At 24.6% G+C, this 18992-nt stretch carries 13 protein-coding genes and 7 pseudogenes; all 20 read left to right on the top strand.

Translation table 11 applies throughout. The features are described 5' to 3' along the window. Positions 1-19 precede the first annotated feature (19 nt). The 20 genes and pseudogenes from HGD80_RS02595 (at position 20) to HGD80_RS02500 (ending at position 16890) form a co-directional block, all read left to right on the top strand. Positions 20-3136, top strand: coding sequence for a UvrD-helicase domain-containing protein (locus tag HGD80_RS02595; protein ID WP_219474290.1), 3117 nt, complete (start codon positions 20-22; stop codon positions 3134-3136). Between the two features lie 206 nt (positions 3137-3342). Next, the gene (locus HGD80_RS02590) at positions 3343-3501 is read left to right on the top strand and encodes a hypothetical protein (RefSeq protein WP_219475649.1); all 159 of its coding nucleotides are present in this window, start codon (positions 3343-3345) and stop codon (positions 3499-3501) included. A 6-nt stretch (positions 3502-3507) separates the two neighbouring features. Continuing rightward, a pseudogene (locus HGD80_RS02585) lies at positions 3508-4350 on the top strand (hypothetical protein). Then, positions 4328-4729, top strand: a complete 402-nt coding sequence (locus HGD80_RS02580) for a hypothetical protein (RefSeq protein WP_225904284.1) — start codon at positions 4328-4330, stop codon at positions 4727-4729. Before HGD80_RS02585 ends, HGD80_RS02580 begins: the two are co-directional and overlap by 23 nt. 371 nt (positions 4730-5100) lie before the next feature. Continuing rightward, entirely contained in the window at positions 5101-5460 is a 360-nt protein-coding gene (locus HGD80_RS02575) for a chromosome partitioning protein ParA (RefSeq protein ID WP_219474287.1), read from the top strand. A 66-nt stretch (positions 5461-5526) separates the two neighbouring features. Further along, a pseudogene (locus HGD80_RS04950) lies at positions 5527-6241 on the top strand (effector). 65 nt (positions 6242-6306) lie between these two features. After that, the gene (locus tag HGD80_RS02565) at positions 6307-6663 is read left to right on the top strand and encodes an SVM family protein (RefSeq protein WP_219474283.1); all 357 of its coding nucleotides are present in this window, start codon (positions 6307-6309) and stop codon (positions 6661-6663) included. Between the two features lie 294 nt (positions 6664-6957). After that, positions 6958-7206: a hypothetical protein gene (locus HGD80_RS02560; RefSeq protein ID WP_219474280.1), complete on the top strand. Its 249-nt coding sequence runs from the start codon at positions 6958-6960 to the stop codon at positions 7204-7206. Continuing rightward, a pseudogene (locus HGD80_RS02555) lies at positions 7203-7854 on the top strand (YqaJ viral recombinase family protein). The gene HGD80_RS02560 and the pseudogene HGD80_RS02555 overlap by 4 nt, the downstream one beginning before the upstream one ends. 38 nt (positions 7855-7892) lie before the next feature. After that, positions 7893-8126: a hypothetical protein gene (locus HGD80_RS04945; protein ID WP_225904283.1), complete on the top strand. Its 234-nt coding sequence runs from the start codon at positions 7893-7895 to the stop codon at positions 8124-8126. A gap of 1 nt (position 8127) precedes the next feature. Beyond that, the gene (locus tag HGD80_RS04940; RefSeq protein ID WP_225904282.1) at positions 8128-8307 is read left to right on the top strand and encodes a hypothetical protein; all 180 of its coding nucleotides are present in this window, start codon (positions 8128-8130) and stop codon (positions 8305-8307) included. Between the two features lie 232 nt (positions 8308-8539). Then, complete coding sequence (locus HGD80_RS02545) at positions 8540-8689, top strand: hypothetical protein (protein WP_219474278.1); 150 nt, start codon at positions 8540-8542, stop codon at positions 8687-8689. Positions 8690-8727: 38 nt separating this feature from the next. Continuing rightward, complete coding sequence (locus tag HGD80_RS02540) at positions 8728-9351, top strand: hypothetical protein (protein ID WP_219474276.1); 624 nt, start codon at positions 8728-8730, stop codon at positions 9349-9351. A 1-nt stretch (position 9352) separates the two neighbouring features. Beyond that, positions 9353-10847, top strand: a pseudogene (locus tag HGD80_RS04935) (replicative DNA helicase). An 11-nt stretch (positions 10848-10858) separates the two neighbouring features. Continuing rightward, positions 10859-12182 (top strand): annotated as a pseudogene (locus tag HGD80_RS02525) (toprim domain-containing protein). Between the two features lie 139 nt (positions 12183-12321). Continuing rightward, a pseudogene (locus HGD80_RS02520) lies at positions 12322-12950 on the top strand (phase variable surface lipoprotein). Between the two features lie 364 nt (positions 12951-13314). Then, a pseudogene (locus HGD80_RS02515) lies at positions 13315-14257 on the top strand (IS3 family transposase). A gap of 502 nt (positions 14258-14759) precedes the next feature. Further along, entirely contained in the window at positions 14760-15371 is a 612-nt protein-coding gene (locus HGD80_RS02510) for a hypothetical protein (RefSeq protein ID WP_219474272.1), read from the top strand. Continuing rightward, positions 15371-16192, top strand: a complete 822-nt coding sequence (locus HGD80_RS04930) for a hypothetical protein (RefSeq protein WP_225904281.1) — start codon at positions 15371-15373, stop codon at positions 16190-16192. The genes HGD80_RS02510 and HGD80_RS04930 overlap by 1 nt, the downstream gene beginning before the upstream one ends. Before the next feature lie 536 nt (positions 16193-16728). Beyond that, positions 16729-16890: a hypothetical protein gene (locus HGD80_RS02500; RefSeq protein WP_219474269.1), complete on the top strand. Its 162-nt coding sequence runs from the start codon at positions 16729-16731 to the stop codon at positions 16888-16890. Positions 16891-18992 lie beyond the last annotated feature (2102 nt).

The following is an 18992-nucleotide window of genomic DNA, read 5'->3' as shown; positions in this document are numbered from 1 at the left end:
TCTATTAAAGGAGAATAAGATGTTATTTAATTTATCAAAAGAACAAAAAGAAATTATTAATTCAGATGCTTCTTGCATGTATATACATGGTGGAGCTGGTTCTGGCAAAACTACTATTTTAATTGAAAAATTAAGACAAAAAGAAAAAGAAAAATCTTTAATTTTGGTAGCTACTAATGCTACTAAAAATATTATTTATGATAAATTATTTTCATCATTAAAAGAAGATTATCCTTCTTATAATGATGATGAATTAGAAAAATATTTAAAAGATAATTATGAAATTAGAACATTTCATAGTTTTGCTTATTCTTGTTATTTAAAATATAATATTTTTAATGAAACAGCACAACAAAGAAAATTTATTGATGATGAAACTAAATTAAATATTTTAAAATTGATTTTAAAAGAAAATCAAGATTTAAAAATGTATTTTAAAGAACAAAGAAAATATTCATTTAGAAAGCTTTTGCAGGAATTAAATAATTTAATACGTTTAACTTTTCAAAAAGAAAACTTTTATTCATCTATTAAAATTGATGATAAAGTTTTAAAAAAATCTTTTGAATTGTTATTAAATTTGTATTATGAAAAATTAAATTATTATAATTTAATAACTTTTGATGGTTTATTAATTGAAACTAGTGATTTTATTGAATTTGTTGAAAGAAATAATGGTTTAATTTATAATCGTCCTGTTTTTATCGATGAATTTCAAGATTTAAATTATTTTTATTATTTTATTATAAAAGAACTTTTATTTAATAAACCAAATTTTTTATATTGTTTTGGTGATTATACTCAAAATATTTATAGTTCTTTTGGTTCTAGTGAACGTATTTTGGAACTTTTTGTAAAAGATTTTAAACCTGAAAAACATTTTTTAAATGTTAATTATCGTTCCAAAGGTATTAATATTGTTAAAGCAGCTAATGAATTAATTGATAATAAGGAATATTTACAATTATCTTTTAGTGAAAAAAAATATAGAGATTTTATAAATTTTTCTTTTTTTGATAATTTTTATCAACAAATTAATTATTTGTGTGAAAAAATTAAAAATTCTTTAATTTATTCTACAACTGTTCTTTGCCGTAGTAATGCTGAATTACAAAAAATTAAAGATGAGTTTACAAAAAACCAAATTCCTTTTACTATATCTGATAATAATAGTAAAGAAAATGAAATTATTTTGTCAACGATACATGGATATAAAGGATATGAAAATGAATACGTTTATTTAATTGGTTGGCAAAACCGAAATGAATTACAAGATAAAGTTCTAGAAAAGAAAATAATTTATACTGCAATAACTCGTGCTAAACATGATATTGAAATTTTAACTTTAAATGATTCTTCTATTTTTATAGATTATTTTTATTCTTTAATAAAAAAAGAATTAATTTCTGATGATTTTACAAAAGGATTAAACGATAAAATTTTTGATTTAGATTATTTAAAAATTTGTTTACCTAATTCAAAAGATATAGAAAATTATGATGAATTATCTACTACTATTAAAATTTATAATGAAAAAGTTAATCAATTAGAAAAACAACATAAATTTAATCAAATTACTGAATCTTATTATAAGAAATGTTATTTAAAATTATGTGTTTTATTTAAGGAAATTTCTAAAAATATTTATAAAGTAAATAAAAAAGATAATGGTTATGAAACTCGTTTAAAAGGGTTTAATTATTTTATGTTTGAACCTTTGGAACGAATTAAATGTTATAAAAAACATTTAAAAGAAAAAAAAGAAGAAAGGCATTTGTCATTAAGTGATGATGATTTGAAATTGGATTATTCTTTAAAAAAACAATTAAAAGAAAATAAATTGCAAGAAATTAAACCAAAATCAAAAATTTTAAGACATTACCGAGATTCTTCACAAAATGCTAAGGATAAACTTTTATATAATTTCAAAGATTCTAAAAGAATATCTTTTATTACTTTGACAGCTCCTTATGATGATTTACAAGGTAAAACTATAAAATATACTCATGAACCTGATATTATGGGTCAAGTAAGGAAACGTTTTATTCGCTTAGTGCGAAAAAATTATTTATCAAGTTTATTTCAACAATTCTCTAAAAAAGAGTTGGTTTATTCCAAAATGCAAGATTTTCGATATTTTTGGTCTTTGGAAACTACTAAATTAGGAGTTATTCATTACCATATTATTTTTAATGTTGATGTTTTAAATTCTTTTGGCATATATTCACGTTATTTATGTACGGATAAAGATTATGCTTTGGGTTTAAAAAACCGACCTATTAAAGGAAATAAGAGTATTTTTTATGATGATTATTTAATGCATAAAATAGATGAAAAAGGTAATATTAAAATACCTCAAAATTATTACGAGAAAAATAATGTTAAAGTGCCAAAAATTACTTTGCTTTGGGTTAATGCTTATGCGTCTGTTATGAATAAAAATAATATAAGACGTTATAAACATTTAAACCCAATTAGTCAAAACGTTCAAATTTTTAGACCATCAAAAAAAAGTCTTTTATTTGAAAAAATTGAAATTAGCAAATGTAAACCTTTTTATAAAGGTACTTTTGATAAAAAAATTTATGTCAATAAAATTGTTTCATATGTTAGTAAATATGTTTCTAAAAATGATAAACTAATTGAAACAAATTCTAATAAAGGAATTGATTTTTATAGTCGCCATTTATTTGGATTTTCTCGTACATGTTCTAATTGTTCGCAAAAATCTTTCTTGGCATTATTTCCTTATGATATAATTAAAGAAATACAATTAAGTCCATTTCCAATTGTTAATTTTAATTTTTCTAATATATTTGAATGGAATATTAAACAAAGAGTCAATGGAAAAAATATTAAAATTCCACATAATTTGACTTTGTTGTGTAAATCTTATATGAATTCACAACAATTTCAAAATTCTAATTATTTTAGTTTAAATTTATCTGGTATTCAACCAAAAAATCATTTTCTTAATAAGAATTTTAAAAAATATTTTAAATTACAAAAACTTAAATTAAAACTTAAAAAAGATTATGAAAAAAAAGATATTAAAATATTAAATAAAGTTGAATGTCAATTTTGGTATAGATATCTTGAAAATAACTATATTCAAAGTTTTCAACTTTCTCCTTAATTTGATTAAATTATTTTAAATTCAATATTTTTAATTAATTTTGCTGTCTAATTATTGGACGGCTTTTGTTGTTGGAAAAAAATAAATAAAATTATTTATAAATTTTAAAAAACTTAAAAAAAACTTAAAAAAACTTTAAATTATTAAAATTATTAATGTTATAATATAAGTAATAAGAAAAAGATTTTTTTAAAAGAAACAATATTTTGAAAAAACTCAGTAATCGCCTACAAAAAACCCTTGAAAAAGAAATAGATAAATTTCAACAAGAAACCCAAAGTAATTTTCAAAAAATTAATGAAAATATAGATAAATTAGAAAAAATGATAATAAATCAAAATAAATCCAATCAAGAAAGCGAGTAAAATCATATGGCGAAACAAACAAATAAAAACAATCAAAATCAATCCAAAAACAATAAATCTAATAAAATAATTATCAAAAGAAAAAAACTCCAACTCCTAAAATAATTATCGAAACTCAAACTAACAAAGAAAACTGGTTTCTTAAAATCATTAAAACTTTCTTTAACATCCTCATCTACTTCATACCATTATTATTAATTGGTGGGGCAATTTATTGGACTCTTTTTAAATTCTTCCCTGAAGTTTTCAATCAAATCAACGCTTTTACGAGCGACGCCGCGGCTAAAACTAAAGTGTTTTACGATAAAGCTACTCAACCAATTCGTCAAGTTATCGAATATATCTATAATAAAGTAACAGGCAATGATAAAAATCCTAATCATACTCCTTCACCGCAAAATAAATTAGGTTATTATCTAGCAACTACTTTAAGCGTCATCGGGATTTGTTTAGGATTTGGGAAAATCGGTAATTGGTTAAAAAGTGGAAAGAAAAAGACTATCAAAAAAGGAACTAAAACTATCATTCAAAAAAAAGCTACTTCAAAAATAGCGAATGTCGGCGGTAAAATCCTTAAAATCGGTAGTAAAGTTTTATTTTGGGTTTCTTTAGCTTCAACTGCTTATGAACTTTACCAATTTTATCACGAAGAAACTAAAACCCCCTAATCCACCACAACAATTAACCCATAAAATGGAAAATCCCCCAACACCAATCTTACAAACATCAACTATTCAACAACAACCAAACAATGAATTACCAACTATAGTTAATCCAATTCAAGAAGAAACAACAACAGAAGAAACAGAAGAAGAAGAAAGTAAAATTGGCAACCATAACAATCCCTGATCATGATTCAGTTGAATCAACAACTGAACCTACCTTATTACAACAAGAACAACTCCAACACAAACCACCACTTGGTGAGGAATTAAAAGAAACTAACCAAACAACGGAAACACAACAACTAACTCCTGAAGAAATCATCAAAGCCAAAAACTTATTAGAAATTCAACTTCAACAAGAAAAAATTAATAGTTTAACTTTAGAAACTCAAAAAGCTAATTTAGAACATGATTTAACTCAAAAACAAGAAGAATTAGAAAATAATCAAAAACTTTCTGAACAAGAAAAACAAGAACTTCAAAAAAAATCAATCAACAAACTGACAAAATCCGTTCTAAAGAAAACGAAATTTTTACCCAAGATCAAAAGATTAATCAATTAGAAACTGACCTTCACCAAGAAAAAACGATCAACACTGAAAAAGAAAAACAAATTAATGAATTAATCAATCAAATAAACGAACAAAACCAAATAACCGAACAACTCCAAAACCAACTTCAAGAACAAAAAGCCTTAATTGAAAAGAAAAACCAAGAATTAATAACTAATCAAGTTTTATCACAACAAGAAAAACAAGCACTCCAAAACGAAATTAACCAATTAACTACTAATTTTCAACAAAAAGAAAAAGAATATCAAGCAACTATCTACTAAAAAGACCAAGAAATCACCCACTTAAACCAAATCATCCACGAACAAGCCAATGAAATTAACCGTTTAAGCGAAGAATTAGAACAACAAATCGATAAATGGGTGCGACAAGGCCTTCACATCGAAGCACTCGAAGGAACTATTAAAGCTTTAGAAAATGTCTCTGGTAAATATCTCGAAGAAAACGCCGAACTCCGTCATGAAATCAATAAACTTAAAGAACAAATAAAAGACGAAAAAGCCCATGAAGCAACTAAAGAAGAATTAAAAGAAGCAAGTGATGAATTAACCCAAACAACAACCGAATACGAAAAAATTCAAAAAACCATATACAACCAAAAAACCTGGAAAGGTTCAATTCAACCTTTAAAAGCTTGTATTAAAGAAGATGTAAGACAAAGAATTAATAGTGCAAAAGAAAAAGTTAATAATGTAACTTCTTGGTTTAAAAAATGGTTTTAATTAAAATTAAAAAGTTAAATGTGTTAAAATATTGGTATGTTATAAATTACCCGAAAGGAACTAATCATGTTTAATATTAAAAAAATCATTAAATGGGTTTTTATCATTTTAGGAGTACTTCTTTTTTTATTGATTGGTTTTATTGTTTTAACCGAAATGGAAATCATTAAATTACCGAAAGAAGAAATCCCCATTTTAAAAGAAACCAAAATGGTAATTCATGAAGAATGGTATGACAATAATAACAAATGTACGATGATTAAAGCCAAATACACTTTTGATGGCCTTAATGGAGTCGGTTATTATCAACAACAACTCGCTAACAAAGATTTTATGAATTAGGAACCATAAAAGACCGCCTTGAAACCCAAAAAGAACCATCTAACCTCGCCAACTACATCAAAGATCGTCATCATTTCGACCGTTGGAATAAAGATGGTGATACTTATAACTACACTACTTTAAACGGATTTGATTATGCTTCTTTCGATAAAAAAAATGACAGTCATTTATATTCAAATATCAACTTCGAAAAACAACAACACAAAGGCCCAGGCAACAACTCTTTAATCCTTAAATACAAAGGTCTAAACACTTCTTAGACGATGACAAAGACTACTACCTTGGACGCGCTCGCGTCGATGATTCCAACTTCGAATTAACCCATTTCCACCTCCACTTCAGCCCTTTTCGTAAAACTTTATCTCTTTACCAAGACAAACACAATAATGATAAAGTCAAAGAAGCCGAAAATAATAAAAAAACCAGTGATGACTGGTGATTAAAATTTTAACAAATTCCAATATGTTAAAAATAAAGGAATAAAAATAAAAGGAGATTTAATTAATGATTAAATTAAAAAAACAATTTAAAATAATAAGTATTTGTTTATTTGTTTTCTTGGGATTTTTTTTAATTTTTAATACTAAATGTTTGCATGCTTTTCCTGGTATAGATTTAGACGCAAGAAAAAATCAACTTGAAGAAGAAAGAAATAATTTATTTTTAGAATTAAACAATATTTTTAATAATATGAGTTTAGATTCTCCAACACGTTTAAACATGATGGTTGCAATTTCAAACATAATAGAAACAACAAACAATCAACTCTCGACGATAAATCAACAAATTATCGAACGTGATCGATACAACCAACAAAGACGAAACTACCAAAATCAACCAAATAATCACAGAAGACCTTAAAATAATTAAATTTTTTAATCACAAACCAAGACCCCTCCAGGGTCTTTTTTTATTTAACAACACACCACACCTTGGAAAGGAAACCAAAAACCATGTTCATCAAAAAAATCTTTCAATCTTTACCTAGTAATCTCATCTTTTTCATCATCACTCTACTTTTATTTATTCCAATTATCATCATTTATTATGTCATTAAATTTTATCTTTTCACCGTCAAACTAAGTATTCACCAACCAAAACAAGGAATAGTGGTTCAATTTTACCAATATTTAACCACGAAGCGACTTAATCATCATGTGGAATTTAATTAATACTTGGTTAACTAAGTTAAATGATAACCTTAATACTATCAGTCATTATTTCTTTACTTATCAAAATCAATGGTTAAATTTAGGTTTATTAACAATTATTTTATTATTTCTTCCTCATCTTTTATATTTAATTGATTTTCTTTTTAAATGTCTTTATCATATAATTAAATTTATTTATTATTTAAAAAAATATCTTTTATTATTATTAAAGAACATATTTAAGAAAGAATGAATATTATGCGCATCAAAAACTTAAATCAACGAACCAAATTATGTTACCAACACCGAAAAAAATACATCAACGCTTCTGAAATCGTTTCCATTACTGGTTTAGACCCTTTTCGTTCCATGGAACAGTTATTTCATGATAAACTCTTTGGCACCACTTTTACCGCTAATCAATATACGCTTCATGGACAAAAAATGGAACCCATCGCTCGCCAGTTTTTCATACAAAAAACCAATTTAATTTTTGAAGACACCATTTTTACTGATGATCAAGTTAACCTTTTTTCCGCCTCTTTAGATGGCTACAATGAACAACATCGAGCTGTTTTAGAAATTAAATTTCCTTTTGTGAATGAAAACCAAGAAGTTTCATCCACTTGGACTAGTTTTTTTAACTCACCCTCAGTTAGAAAATATCCCCAAATACTACTGGGCCCAAGTTCAATGTCAACTTTATTGTAGTCAAGCTAATTTAGCTTATTTTTTAGTTTATTTTAACAACCAAAGTTATCATGTAGTGCGGATTTATCAAGATAAAACATTTATCACTAAAATGATTCAAGCTAGTCAAAAATACTTAGCACTTTTAACTAAAGCCAAAGACGAATTAGAAAAAACAACTTATTTAAAACAATTAAGTAAAATTAAATAATTAATACTTTGAGACCTTCAATTTGAAGGTCTTTTTTTATGCCCAAATATAAAAATCAAAGAAGAAAAGAAATGATGAAATTAATCGTTTTCGAAGGACTTGACGGGAGTGGGGTAACTTCTCTTATTCACGCCCTTCAACCCCAATTAAAAACCCCTCATCAACTGTATCAAGGCTTAGTGAGTAGTTCACTTGGGAAGGGAATTAGAAATTTATTTTTAAATTTTCAACAAGTAGATGAATCTCACTCGTTTTTATTTAAGTCTGGCTAATATGGCTCAAATCCAAGCGGAATTATTTAAAAATCATCAATTAATTATCTTAGACCGTTGGTTACCATTTACTTATGCTTATCAATTATTTCCTTTTTCCAAGGAAAAGAAACAACTTTTCCCTTTAAAAAAGATCTTTAAGTTGAATCATGAAACTATCTTAAAAAACCTGATTTATTAATTTATTTAGATATTGACCCTCTTATCGGAAGAACCAGAAAGAAAAAACAAAAAAACCATTAAAGAGATCTCATTGAAAGACAATCATTAACTTATTTTCAAACCGTTCGTCAAGGATACAATCATTATCTCACTCATTATACTAGTGGAGTTAATAAATTAATTTTAAATGGAAGTGATTCTATCAAATCCAATGTCAAAAAAAATTATTAAACAAATAGGAGCACTATCAAATGGCGATCATAATTAAGAAAAAATGTCAAAACGGCAATAACTACTTCTATTTTTTTAATGGAAAAATCAAAACCATTCATAAAGATGGTGCCATTACCTGGAAAACAAAAAGAATTTTTAAAACTAAAAAAACCAACAAAAGACCTTAATTTAAAGGTCTTTTTTTATTTAAAGAAAGGAATATCAAATGTTAAATAACCAAGATTTTATGAATATTCAACAATTTAATAATAATATCCAAACTGTGGAAATCTTAAAATGTTTTTTTAACAAAGACACCTTTAATCTTTCTATTAACGAATATATGAAAACCAATCACCAACAATTAAACCATTATTTTAACCAAAATAACATCAACTCTCAAAATCAAAAAGTAATCCGTGGTAAAATCAATGCATATCTTATTTTACTCTATTTTCAAAACCAAGGTATTATTCATTTATATCCTCAAGCTTATTTATTCTTCATCCCCGACATTAAATTTGATTTAGTGTTATTTACGAAAAATAAGCGGATTATCGCTTTTAATTTTAAAACATGTCTGCGTGATCGCTATAAACAAGCCATGGTAGAAGGACAACAATTAAAAAAACTCGATACTCGTTTTGAATTTTATTTATTAACTAACAACGAACCAGAAACTCAGAGATTAAATCATAAAATCAATCAAGGAAAAGTCCAAGGCATTAATCAAGTAATTAACTTATTTTCCAATTCAGCCAACAATTTCTTACAAAACTTAATTACCCGTCAATTCATCGCTTTTTCTAACATTAACATCATTAAAAAAGAAAAAAAGGAGTTAATATAAAATGTTAACCAACGAACAAAAAGCGTTAAAACAATTAATAAATTATATCGAACAAGGCCAATGGGAAAAGTTAAACCTTTATTGTCAAATCATCAACCCCAAAACCCTACTTGACCCCAACAACACAAAAATATTTAAAACCTTAAAATATTTAACTTTAAACCAGACAAATACTCATCCCTTTGATAAAATCAAATCTCAAACTGAGATCATTAAAGAATTACTCGCTTATCTTCGAACTCATTTCCCCCAAGATCATTTTACGAAAGAATCATTATCTTTTTTAAGTAATGATTTGAGTAAAGAAAATAACCTTGATTTTTTAGCTAACTTAAAACATACCTATACCCAAGAAAAACTGTTCCAACAACTCTTAAAAATTATTAGTCCTTCTTTTGAAAATAAAGATCCTTATTATAAACATCTATACTACCAAGAAATCTTTGATAAATTAAGAAAATTTATGGCTTTGATTCCGCATCAATCAGATAAAACCTTATTAACTTTAAATCAAATGTCCTCTTATCATCCTGAATTTTTTGAAACTGATAACCAAGCTAAACAAAAAATCCAAGAAGAATATTACCGTCTATCAGAAACTTTCCGAGGTTTAAATCAAGCCACAAAAGGCTTTAAAAAAGGTCAAATCATCACCATTGGTGGCTATACTGGTTTAGGAAAAACCACTTTTATCTACAATCTTCTTTTAGATATCACCAAAACCAAACACCAAGAAACTCATCATCACCCTCATCTCTTAGTTTTTCTTATGAAATGACCTTAGAAGAAAATTTAAGTCGTTTATTAGCCCATCAAACTCAAATTCCCTTAGATGTTATTTTAGCTAAAAATTGGGAAGACTCAAACATCACTCAACATACCTACATGGAAAGGATGAATAACGCTAAAAAATTCTTTCCCCAGCTTAACTTATCCTTTAGTTATGATCAAGGTAAAAAAATAGATTATATCATTGATTTAGTTTATCGCCTTCATTTAGAACAAAAAGTAGAAATCATCGTTATCGACCATCTTCAAATTACTAAAACGTCCAATCATTTAGAAAATGACCTTCTAGCCATTGATGAAATTATGACCAAACTCAAACAATTAGCCATGGAATTAAACATCGTTATTATCATTTTATCTCAATTTTCCAGAGATACATACAGTAATTTTCAAGGGAAATCCCCTGAAATCACCGCTTTAAAAGGAAGTGGTGGAATTGAAACTAACTCCGATATCGTCTTAATGATGTCAGAATTCCAACCTAAACTATCTAAAGACCAAGAAAAACCCTTAAATATCTATAATCAAAATTGTAATCAATTATATTTAGCATCAAAAAACAATGAATCTCAAAAAATCATTGAATTATCGATTAAAAAGAATCGAAGCGGCGGTACGAAAAAAACTTAGTTTATCACTTTGAAATGACCACGCAAACCTTCCAAGAAATCGGTTATGTTTTGCCTTATTCATTAGAAAGTTATTAAGGAGTTTATCAATGAATTATCAAGATAAAATCAAACACATCCAAACTCATTTCCCCATGTCAGTTTTATTAAAAAAATTAAATATTTTATCCCTAAATTTTAACATCAACCACCGTTTCCCTTGTCCCTTTCATCAAGAAAAAAACCTACTTGTTGTCATTTCACTTCTACTAACAAATTTCATTGTTGGAAGTGCGGAAAAAATTACGATCTGATTGATGTTTATATAACTATCCGTCAAATTAAATCTTTTTCTAAAGCGATTCAAAGAATAGAAGGATTTATGAATTCTTTCGAATTTAAAACCTTAATCCAACAAGAAAAAGAAACAACGAAAATAACTACGAACCCTTTTCCACAGCCACATCATTCAATGAAACCAAAACCACCAGTTGACGAACAGGAAATTAATATCAAAAAGAAACAATTATTTAAAAAAATCTCACCCTTATTCAACCAAATTCGCGATTATTATCATTATTTATTAATTTCCAACCGAAACAATGAAAGCCAACCAGGATTAACTTATTTAACTCAAAAAAGAAAACTCACTTTAGAAACCATCAAAGAATTTCAACTAGGTTATGCCCCCTTATCTGATAAACCTTTATCTTTTCGGTTAGTAAATTACTGTCAAAAGAAAAATATTAAGATCGATCAATTATTAGAATATGGTTTATCAAAGAAAAAACTAATCAACAAAGAAAAAAATATTATCATGATACTTTCCATGGTTCTATTATTATACCCATTGAAAATGGTTATCATCAAACTTTTCATTTTTATCAAAACCATTTTCGCGAAGTTTCTTACTTTCAACCCTAAATATCAAGCTTTAACTAATTTCAGTCAAACCCCCACCTTTCATTTCAGTTATCGGTTTTTTGAAGCGTTAACTTTTATCAAACAAACAAAAACCATCATTATTCATGAAGGTTTTTTTGATGTCATTAGTTGTTGGGAAAACAATATTAAAAACGTGGTTGGTCTCATTTGTGTCACTCAATTACTTTCTCAATCTCAACTAGAAATTCTCAAAAAAAGAAAAGATTAAAGTGATTATCGCCTTAGATAATGATGAAACAGGACGAAAACGCAGTGAAGTGGTTAGGATTACAACTTAAAGAAACAAACATTTTATACGAAATTAGACGCATTTTACCGCCTTATGATAAAACTTGTAAAGATGTCGATGATTTGCGTCAATACGGAAAAGAAGCATATCAAAAATGTTTTTTAGCTCCATACATTACTTATGAAGAGGCCAAAAAGAAAATCATCGTCGATTTAGCGATTCATTTCTTTGGCGAAGACAAAGTTGAAGTAATTAATTAAATTATTTTTTACACCAAAATATATAACATCTACACATATAAAAACATTAATACACTCTCATAAAAGTATATATAAACTTAAATTTAACTATTTAGGGTTTTTATTTTTATAACAAAAAACCAAATTAAGGAGAAAAGAAATGAAAAACGACACTAGCCAAGAAATTAGAATCGGAGGTTGGAACGTGAAAACCACCCCTAATGATTTAACTCAAATTAAAAACTTTTTAAAAATATTAAAAGAAGATTTCATCAATCTCACTATTATCTCTCATTCCAAAAAGAAAAATACTTACCAAGAAGCTAATTACCGTCCCGAAAACCAAACTCTCTTCGTCGATCCTCAAATCTTAGAAGAAATGAAACAAACCAAAATCACCTTAATTAATGATAATTTCTCTTCTAGTAATAGGTTAAACTATTACTTTCTGATTTAACCCCTCTTAAAATCCAAAATAACCCCCTTAAACATCTATTTAATATCTTCCAAATCAATTATAAAAATGAATTCAAAAATATCATCAAAGAATTAATTGGAAAAATTGATGTCAATAAATTAGAAACTTTACAATTATATCAATTAGACCCTCAAAAGCTAGATAAATATCATAAACCAATGAAAACTAACTATAAGAAGAGGTTAAACATCATCTATTATCGAAAAGAAGATTTAAAATATCTTCAATTCTTTTTGACAAAAGATAAACAAGGTTATCGGGTGAAAAAACTACATCCTATGTATAAATATTTAATAAAAAAAGAAAACTAACAACTTTATAACACTTTACTAACAGTTTTATAACACTTTACTAACAACTTTATAACAGTTTGACTTTGAAAATAATCTATATAAACATTAACTCATTTAAGGAGTGATATTTGATATTATCGCATTATCATTTTTCATATCATTATTATATCGATATCATAAAAACCTCTTTTGAGGTAATTTTATTTTTTTTAATTTATTTCAATCATTAAATCAACTTTAATTTTTAAATTAACTATTGATTATTATATATGAAACAAAAAGATGAACGCGCTGAAGCACTTATTTTGATCAAATAAAAAATCTTTTAGAGTTATAATAGTTGATATATTTAAAATAATTTATAAAGATAATTGGTGTTAAGATGCAAAAATTAAAACAAAAAATTAAATTATTACAAAAAATGATTGAAAAGATTAAAAAAACTGATAAAAAGATTGTTTTTCATTTAGTTAAGCAATTCAATCAAAATCTTAATTTAACCACCATTTTAAAAACAATTCAAATTAAAAGAAGTACTTATTATTATTGGTTGAAAGTTAAAACTATAAACTAAAAGAAAAAGAAGAAAAATACCTGTTACAACAAAAAAAGAATTAAAGCTTTATGTTTCCATTATCAATATTTTTACGGTCATCGAAAAATCACTGATTTATACCAAAAAACCTTTAATGAATTCATCACCAAGAAAAAAGTTTATCTCATCATGAAAAAAAATGACATTAGTTGTCGTTTAAGAATCAAAAAAAATTTTACTTATCGTAATTTAAAAAATAATCTCCAAATAATTCCTAATTTAATCAATCAAGATTTTATGGCCACCAAACCTCTTCAAAAACTCTTTACTGATATTACTTATTTTAAAACGAATCAAGGTTTTCTCTATTTTTCTTGTATCATCGTCTCTTTTAACAATCAAATAATTGCTTTACATGTTTCAAACCAACAAAATAAAGATTTAGTTTTAAAAACTATTAAAAAATTACCTTCATTAAAAGAACCTTGTATCATTCATTCTGATCAAGGAACCGTTTATCAATCACAAAAAAGTCCAACAAACACTAACTAAAAAAGGTTTTTTAATCAGTATGTCAAGAAAAGCCACCCCTCGTGATAACGCCGTTATTGAAAACTTTTTCGGCCAAATGAAAACGATCTTACAACATCAAAATCCTTTTTTATTTCAAAAATCTCCTAACAAAATGAAAAAATTAATCAATCAATTTCCTCAATTTTGGAATACTAAGTGGATTTTAAGCAAATTAAATCATTCAACTCCATCTCAATATTCTCAAAATCTAAGATAAATTTTTTAGTTGAATTAATATAAAATAATATAACCTTGAAAAAGGTTACTTTAGTGCGCTTTTTTTACCTAAAAATAGTAAAATTTAAAAAAAATATCATTTTCTTTCATTTTGTTGACGAGTTTTTAACTTTTTTTACCTAACTATATAGTGAAGGGTTAAAATATTAAAAAAATATCTTTTGAAACTAAAGAATTATCAAAAAAAGTTTAGACACTTTTTAATTCAACAAAATATTTCCTTAGTTTGAAAAGATAGGAAATTATCTATTAATTTTTAGTCTTAAAGAACAATTTTAAAAATTAAATTTGTTTAAAAAAAGGAAACAGCTCAAGTTAACCAATTAGAAAAACAACATAAATTTAATCAAATTACTGAATCTTATTATAAGAAATGTTATTTAAAATTATGTGTTTTATTTAAGGAAATTTCTAAAAATATTTATAAAGTACAAAAAAAAGATAATGGTTATGAGACTCGTTTAAAAGGGTTTAATTATTCTATGTTTGAACCTTTGGAACGAATTAAATGTTATAAAAAACATTTAAAAGAAAAAAAAGAAGAAAGGTATTTTTCATTAAGTGATGATAATTTGAAATTGGATTATTCTTTAAAAAAACAATTAAAAGAAAATAAATTGCAAGAAATTAAACCAAAATCAAAAATTTTAAGGCATTATCGAGATTCTTCACAAAATGCTAAGGATAAATTTTTATATAATTTCAAAGATTCTAAAAAAATATCTTTTATTACTTTGACAGCTCTTTATGATGATTTACAAGGTAAAACTATAAAATATACTCATGAACCTGATATTATGGGGCAAGTAAGGAAACGTTTTATTCGTTTAGTGAGAAAAAATTATTTATCAAATTTATTTCAACAATTCTCTCAAAAAGATTTGGTTTATTCCAAAATGCAAGATTTTCGTTATTTTGGGTCTTTGGAAACTACTAAATTAGGAGTTATTCATTATCATATTATTTTTAATATTGATGTTTTAAATTCTTTTGGTGGATATTCTCGTTATTTGTGTACTGATAAAGATTATGCTTTGGGTTTAAAAAACCGACCTATTAAAGGAAATAAGAGTATTTTTATGATGATTATTTAATGCATAAAATAGATGAAAAAGGTAATATTAAAATACCTCAAAATTATTATGAGAAAAAGAATGTTAAAGTTTCAAAAATTACTTTGCTTTGGGCTAATGCTTATGCATCTGTTATGAATAAAAATAATATAAAACATTATAAACATTTAAATCCAATTAGTCAAAACGTTCAAATTTTTAGACCGTCAAAAACAAATCTTTTATTTGAAAAAATTGAAATTAGTAAATGTAAAGTTTTTTATAAAGGTACTTTTGATAAAAAAGATTATGTTAATAAAGTTGTTTCATATGTTAGTAAATATGTTTCTAAAAATGATAAACAAATTGAATTAAATTCTAATAAAGGAATTGATTTTTATAGTCGTCATTTGTTTGGATTTTCTCGTACATGTTTTTTTTCTTGTCCTCAAGAATCTTTTTTGGCATTATTTCCTTATGATATAATTAAAGAAATAGAATTAAGTTCATTTCCAATGGTTAATTTTAATTTTTCTAATATATTTGAATGGAATATTAAACAAATAATTAATGGAAGAAATATTAAAATTCCACATAATTTAACTTTATTGTTTAAATCTTATATGACTCCAAACCAAGTTCAAAATTCTAATTATTTTAGTTTAAATTTATCTAGTATTCAACCAAAAAATTATTTTCTTAATAAGAATTTTAAAAAATATTTTAAATTACAAAAACTTAAATTAAAACTTAAAAAAGATTATGAAAAAAAAGATATTAAAATATTAAATAAAGTTGAATGTCAATATTGGTATAGATATCTTGAAAATAATTATATTCAAAGTTTTCAACTTTCTCCTTAATTTAATTTGATTAAATTATTTTAAATTCAATATTTTTAATTAATTTTGCTGTCTAATTATTAGACGGCTTTTGTTGTTGGAAAAAAATAAATAAAATTATTTATAAATTTTAAAAACTTAAAAAAATTTTAAATTATTGAAATTATTAATGCTATAATATAAGTAATAAGAAAAAGATTTTTTTTAAAAGAAACAATATTTTAAAAAAACTCAGCAATCGCCTACAAAAAACCCTTGAAAAAGGTTACTTTAGTGCGCTTTTTTACCTAAAAATAGTAAAATTTAAAAAAAATATTATTTTGTTGACGAGTTTTTCATTTTTTTTACCTAACTAGATAGTGAAGGGTTAAAATTTAAAAAAATATCTTTTGAAACTAAAGAATTATGAAAAAAAAGTTTAGACACTTTTTAAGTTTAATGAAATTATTTGTTAGTTTGAAAAGATATGAAATTATCTATTTAATTTTAAGTCTTAAAGAGTAATTTTGAAATAAAAAGTTGTATGAAAAAAGGAAACAGCTCAAACCCCTCAACAAATGGAGAAATTTGGCAAAGATATTGTTAAAACATTGCCACATTCTATAAAAACAGAAATAGTTAAAAAAAGAATTAAAGAATATATTAAGAAAAAGATTAATCAAAAAGTAGGAAATGCTTTTGCTAAAACAGCTTTGAAAAAAGTACTAAAAAAGCAGTAGGTAGTTTTTGGGGCAAAGTATTTTTTCCTGAGGTTTTTGAAGCAGCTGAGGCAGCAGAAAGAAAATACGAATCTTATACGTATATAAATAAAAAAATTATTTTTGATATAACAAATAATTATTATAAAAAACAATTGGATTTTCAGTTCATTTTCCTTCTGAAGATGTTATAGAAGTTTATGAATTATTTTTAGATAATAACAAAAGATCTTATAGGTTAGTCCAAAAAAGTGAAATTTCTAATTCTTCGCATGTTTTAATTAATATTTTACAACCTAAACACGGGTTCGGTCCTCAATATTTAAATCTTTATTGTGGTAAAAGAATAAACTAAAATTATAAGGAGGATTGATAAATATGAAGTTCTTAGAATTCATTTTTGATAATCCTGAGTATTTTAATAAATTGTTAAAAAAATCTCATAATCATAAAAATCCAAAAAAAAATAAATTAATGCAAAAACATGTTTCTAATAAAACTGATAAAATAGTTTCTTATAAGATGGTTTTTATAAAATTTTTTATCCTTAATTTATTTTGTTTACTATCAGGATTAATTATTTATCAGTTATTAAGCCACTATCACAGTGCATTATATTCTTTTTTTACAAACCAAAATAACAAATATAAAGGAATTTATTTTATTTTTAATTGGCTTTAAATTAATCATTATTTTGATATGTTGTTTTTATAAATTAAGTCTTTATTATTGGAATTGTTTTTTGCCGATAGCTCTTCATTTGATGGTTATATTAGTGGGTTTTTGTATGCTGCTTTATTTTGCTTTTACCACTTTTATGGGAAACAATATTTGGATTTCCCCCCTTTTATTCAACATTTAATTCCTTTAGTTCCTTTAATATCTTTGTTAATTACTATTTTGATTTTAGTTTTTATTACTGTTTTATATAAAATAAATAAAATTAAAGTTTATCCTGGATTCATTAAAGTTTTAAAAATATTTTTTCTTATTAGTTTTATTGGTGAAATTATTTGTTTTTCTTTATACTGCTATCATAATTATTTTTCTAACTTCTTTTTTCTTATTATCCTTATATTTTTATCCTTAATAACTTTTATCATAGGTATTTTAAGATGGGTTTATGTTTTGCATCAATTAGATAACTTTGCTAAAAATATAAAGTGCTTGCCAAAGAATGTGAATGGATTTTAGTGAATTTTTTATGGCTTTCTAGTATGGAAGTATTTTGTAGTATATTTGCACTTTTTATATATGTTATTACTTATTTAGGTAATATAAAAAATGATAAAAGATAAAAATTTAATTATTTATATTAAATTGGAAAGAGGTATTTAATATTATTATAATTATTTTTCGTTTATTTAAGGGTAAAAAATAAATTCATTAACTACAAATAAAACATAATTCATAATTATAACCTCAAACTATTTACTTAGTTTGAGGTTTTTATATCTTACAATAATTATTAAAAAAACAAACTTATGTTTTACAATCAATTAATAGTTTAAAGAAATGTTTGAAAGAAACCCAAAAACAAGAACAAAAGGGAAAAAGATTAATTGAAATTCAAATTTTTGAATGGTCTAGATTAGTTGGCAGCATTTCTTATTTGTTTGTTCTTTTTTTATTTTATTATGGTATAAATAAATAATTAGGTTAATTATATAAAATATTTAATATTGTGTTTTCTTTCCTTTTTTAATATCTAGTTTATTAATAGATTATAGAACTTTTAATATTTTTTTAATATGTTAGTTAATTTTGTTTATAATATAAAGAACAAAAAAACCTCACTGAACTCCAAACACTTATAATTAAATATTTTTTAGATATTTTGCTATTTTTATAATTAAAAAATGTTATAATACAAATGTAAAAATCCCTTTTATTTAAAGTGTTAAAAGTTGGTTTTTTATTGGTTGGTCTTTTGACTTTAAAGTATTTTTTTACGTTTTTCTTTTTGAGTTTTGCAATAATTGAATTTCAACCCATTTAAAAAAACATCCCATTTTTGATTTTTCAAATTATTTTTTCATATTTGTTATTTATTAAAATTGTTTTATAAAAATATTAAAATCTAAAATTTTAAAGAGTTTTGAATCCTTTTTTTGACTTTTGTT

It is taken from the genome of Paulownia witches'-broom phytoplasma, from assembly GCF_019396865.1.
In the GTDB taxonomy this organism is placed as follows: Bacteria; Bacillota_I; Bacilli_A; order Acholeplasmatales; family Acholeplasmataceae; genus Phytoplasma; species Phytoplasma asteris.
The sequence above is the reverse complement of the archived record's forward strand: the minus strand, read 5'-3'. Positions and strand labels throughout refer to the sequence as shown.

What these genes read in the sequence shown, in the direction of transcription:
- HGD80_RS02565 (WP_219474283.1), top strand. Translation starts at nt 6,307, where the DNA reads ATGATTAAATTAAAAAAACAATTTAAAATAATAAGTATTTGTTTATTT.
- HGD80_RS02540 (WP_219474276.1), top strand. Translation starts at nt 8,728, where the DNA reads ATGTTAAATAACCAAGATTTTATGAATATTCAACAATTTAATAATAAT.
- HGD80_RS02595 (WP_219474290.1), top strand. Translation starts at nt 20, where the DNA reads ATGTTATTTAATTTATCAAAAGAACAAAAAGAAATTATTAATTCAGAT.
- HGD80_RS04930 (WP_225904281.1), top strand. Translation starts at nt 15,371, where the DNA reads ATGCATAAAATAGATGAAAAAGGTAATATTAAAATACCTCAAAATTAT.
- HGD80_RS02510 (WP_219474272.1), top strand. Translation starts at nt 14,760, where the DNA reads ATGTTTGAACCTTTGGAACGAATTAAATGTTATAAAAAACATTTAAAA.
- HGD80_RS02560 (WP_219474280.1), top strand. Translation starts at nt 6,958, where the DNA reads ATGTGGAATTTAATTAATACTTGGTTAACTAAGTTAAATGATAACCTT.
- HGD80_RS02545 (WP_219474278.1), top strand. Translation starts at nt 8,540, where the DNA reads ATGGCGATCATAATTAAGAAAAAATGTCAAAACGGCAATAACTACTTC.
- HGD80_RS02500 (WP_219474269.1), top strand. Translation starts at nt 16,729, where the DNA reads ATGGAGAAATTTGGCAAAGATATTGTTAAAACATTGCCACATTCTATA.
- HGD80_RS04945 (WP_225904283.1), top strand. Translation starts at nt 7,893, where the DNA reads ATGCCCAAATATAAAAATCAAAGAAGAAAAGAAATGATGAAATTAATC.
- HGD80_RS04940 (WP_225904282.1), top strand. Translation starts at nt 8,128, where the DNA reads ATGGCTCAAATCCAAGCGGAATTATTTAAAAATCATCAATTAATTATC.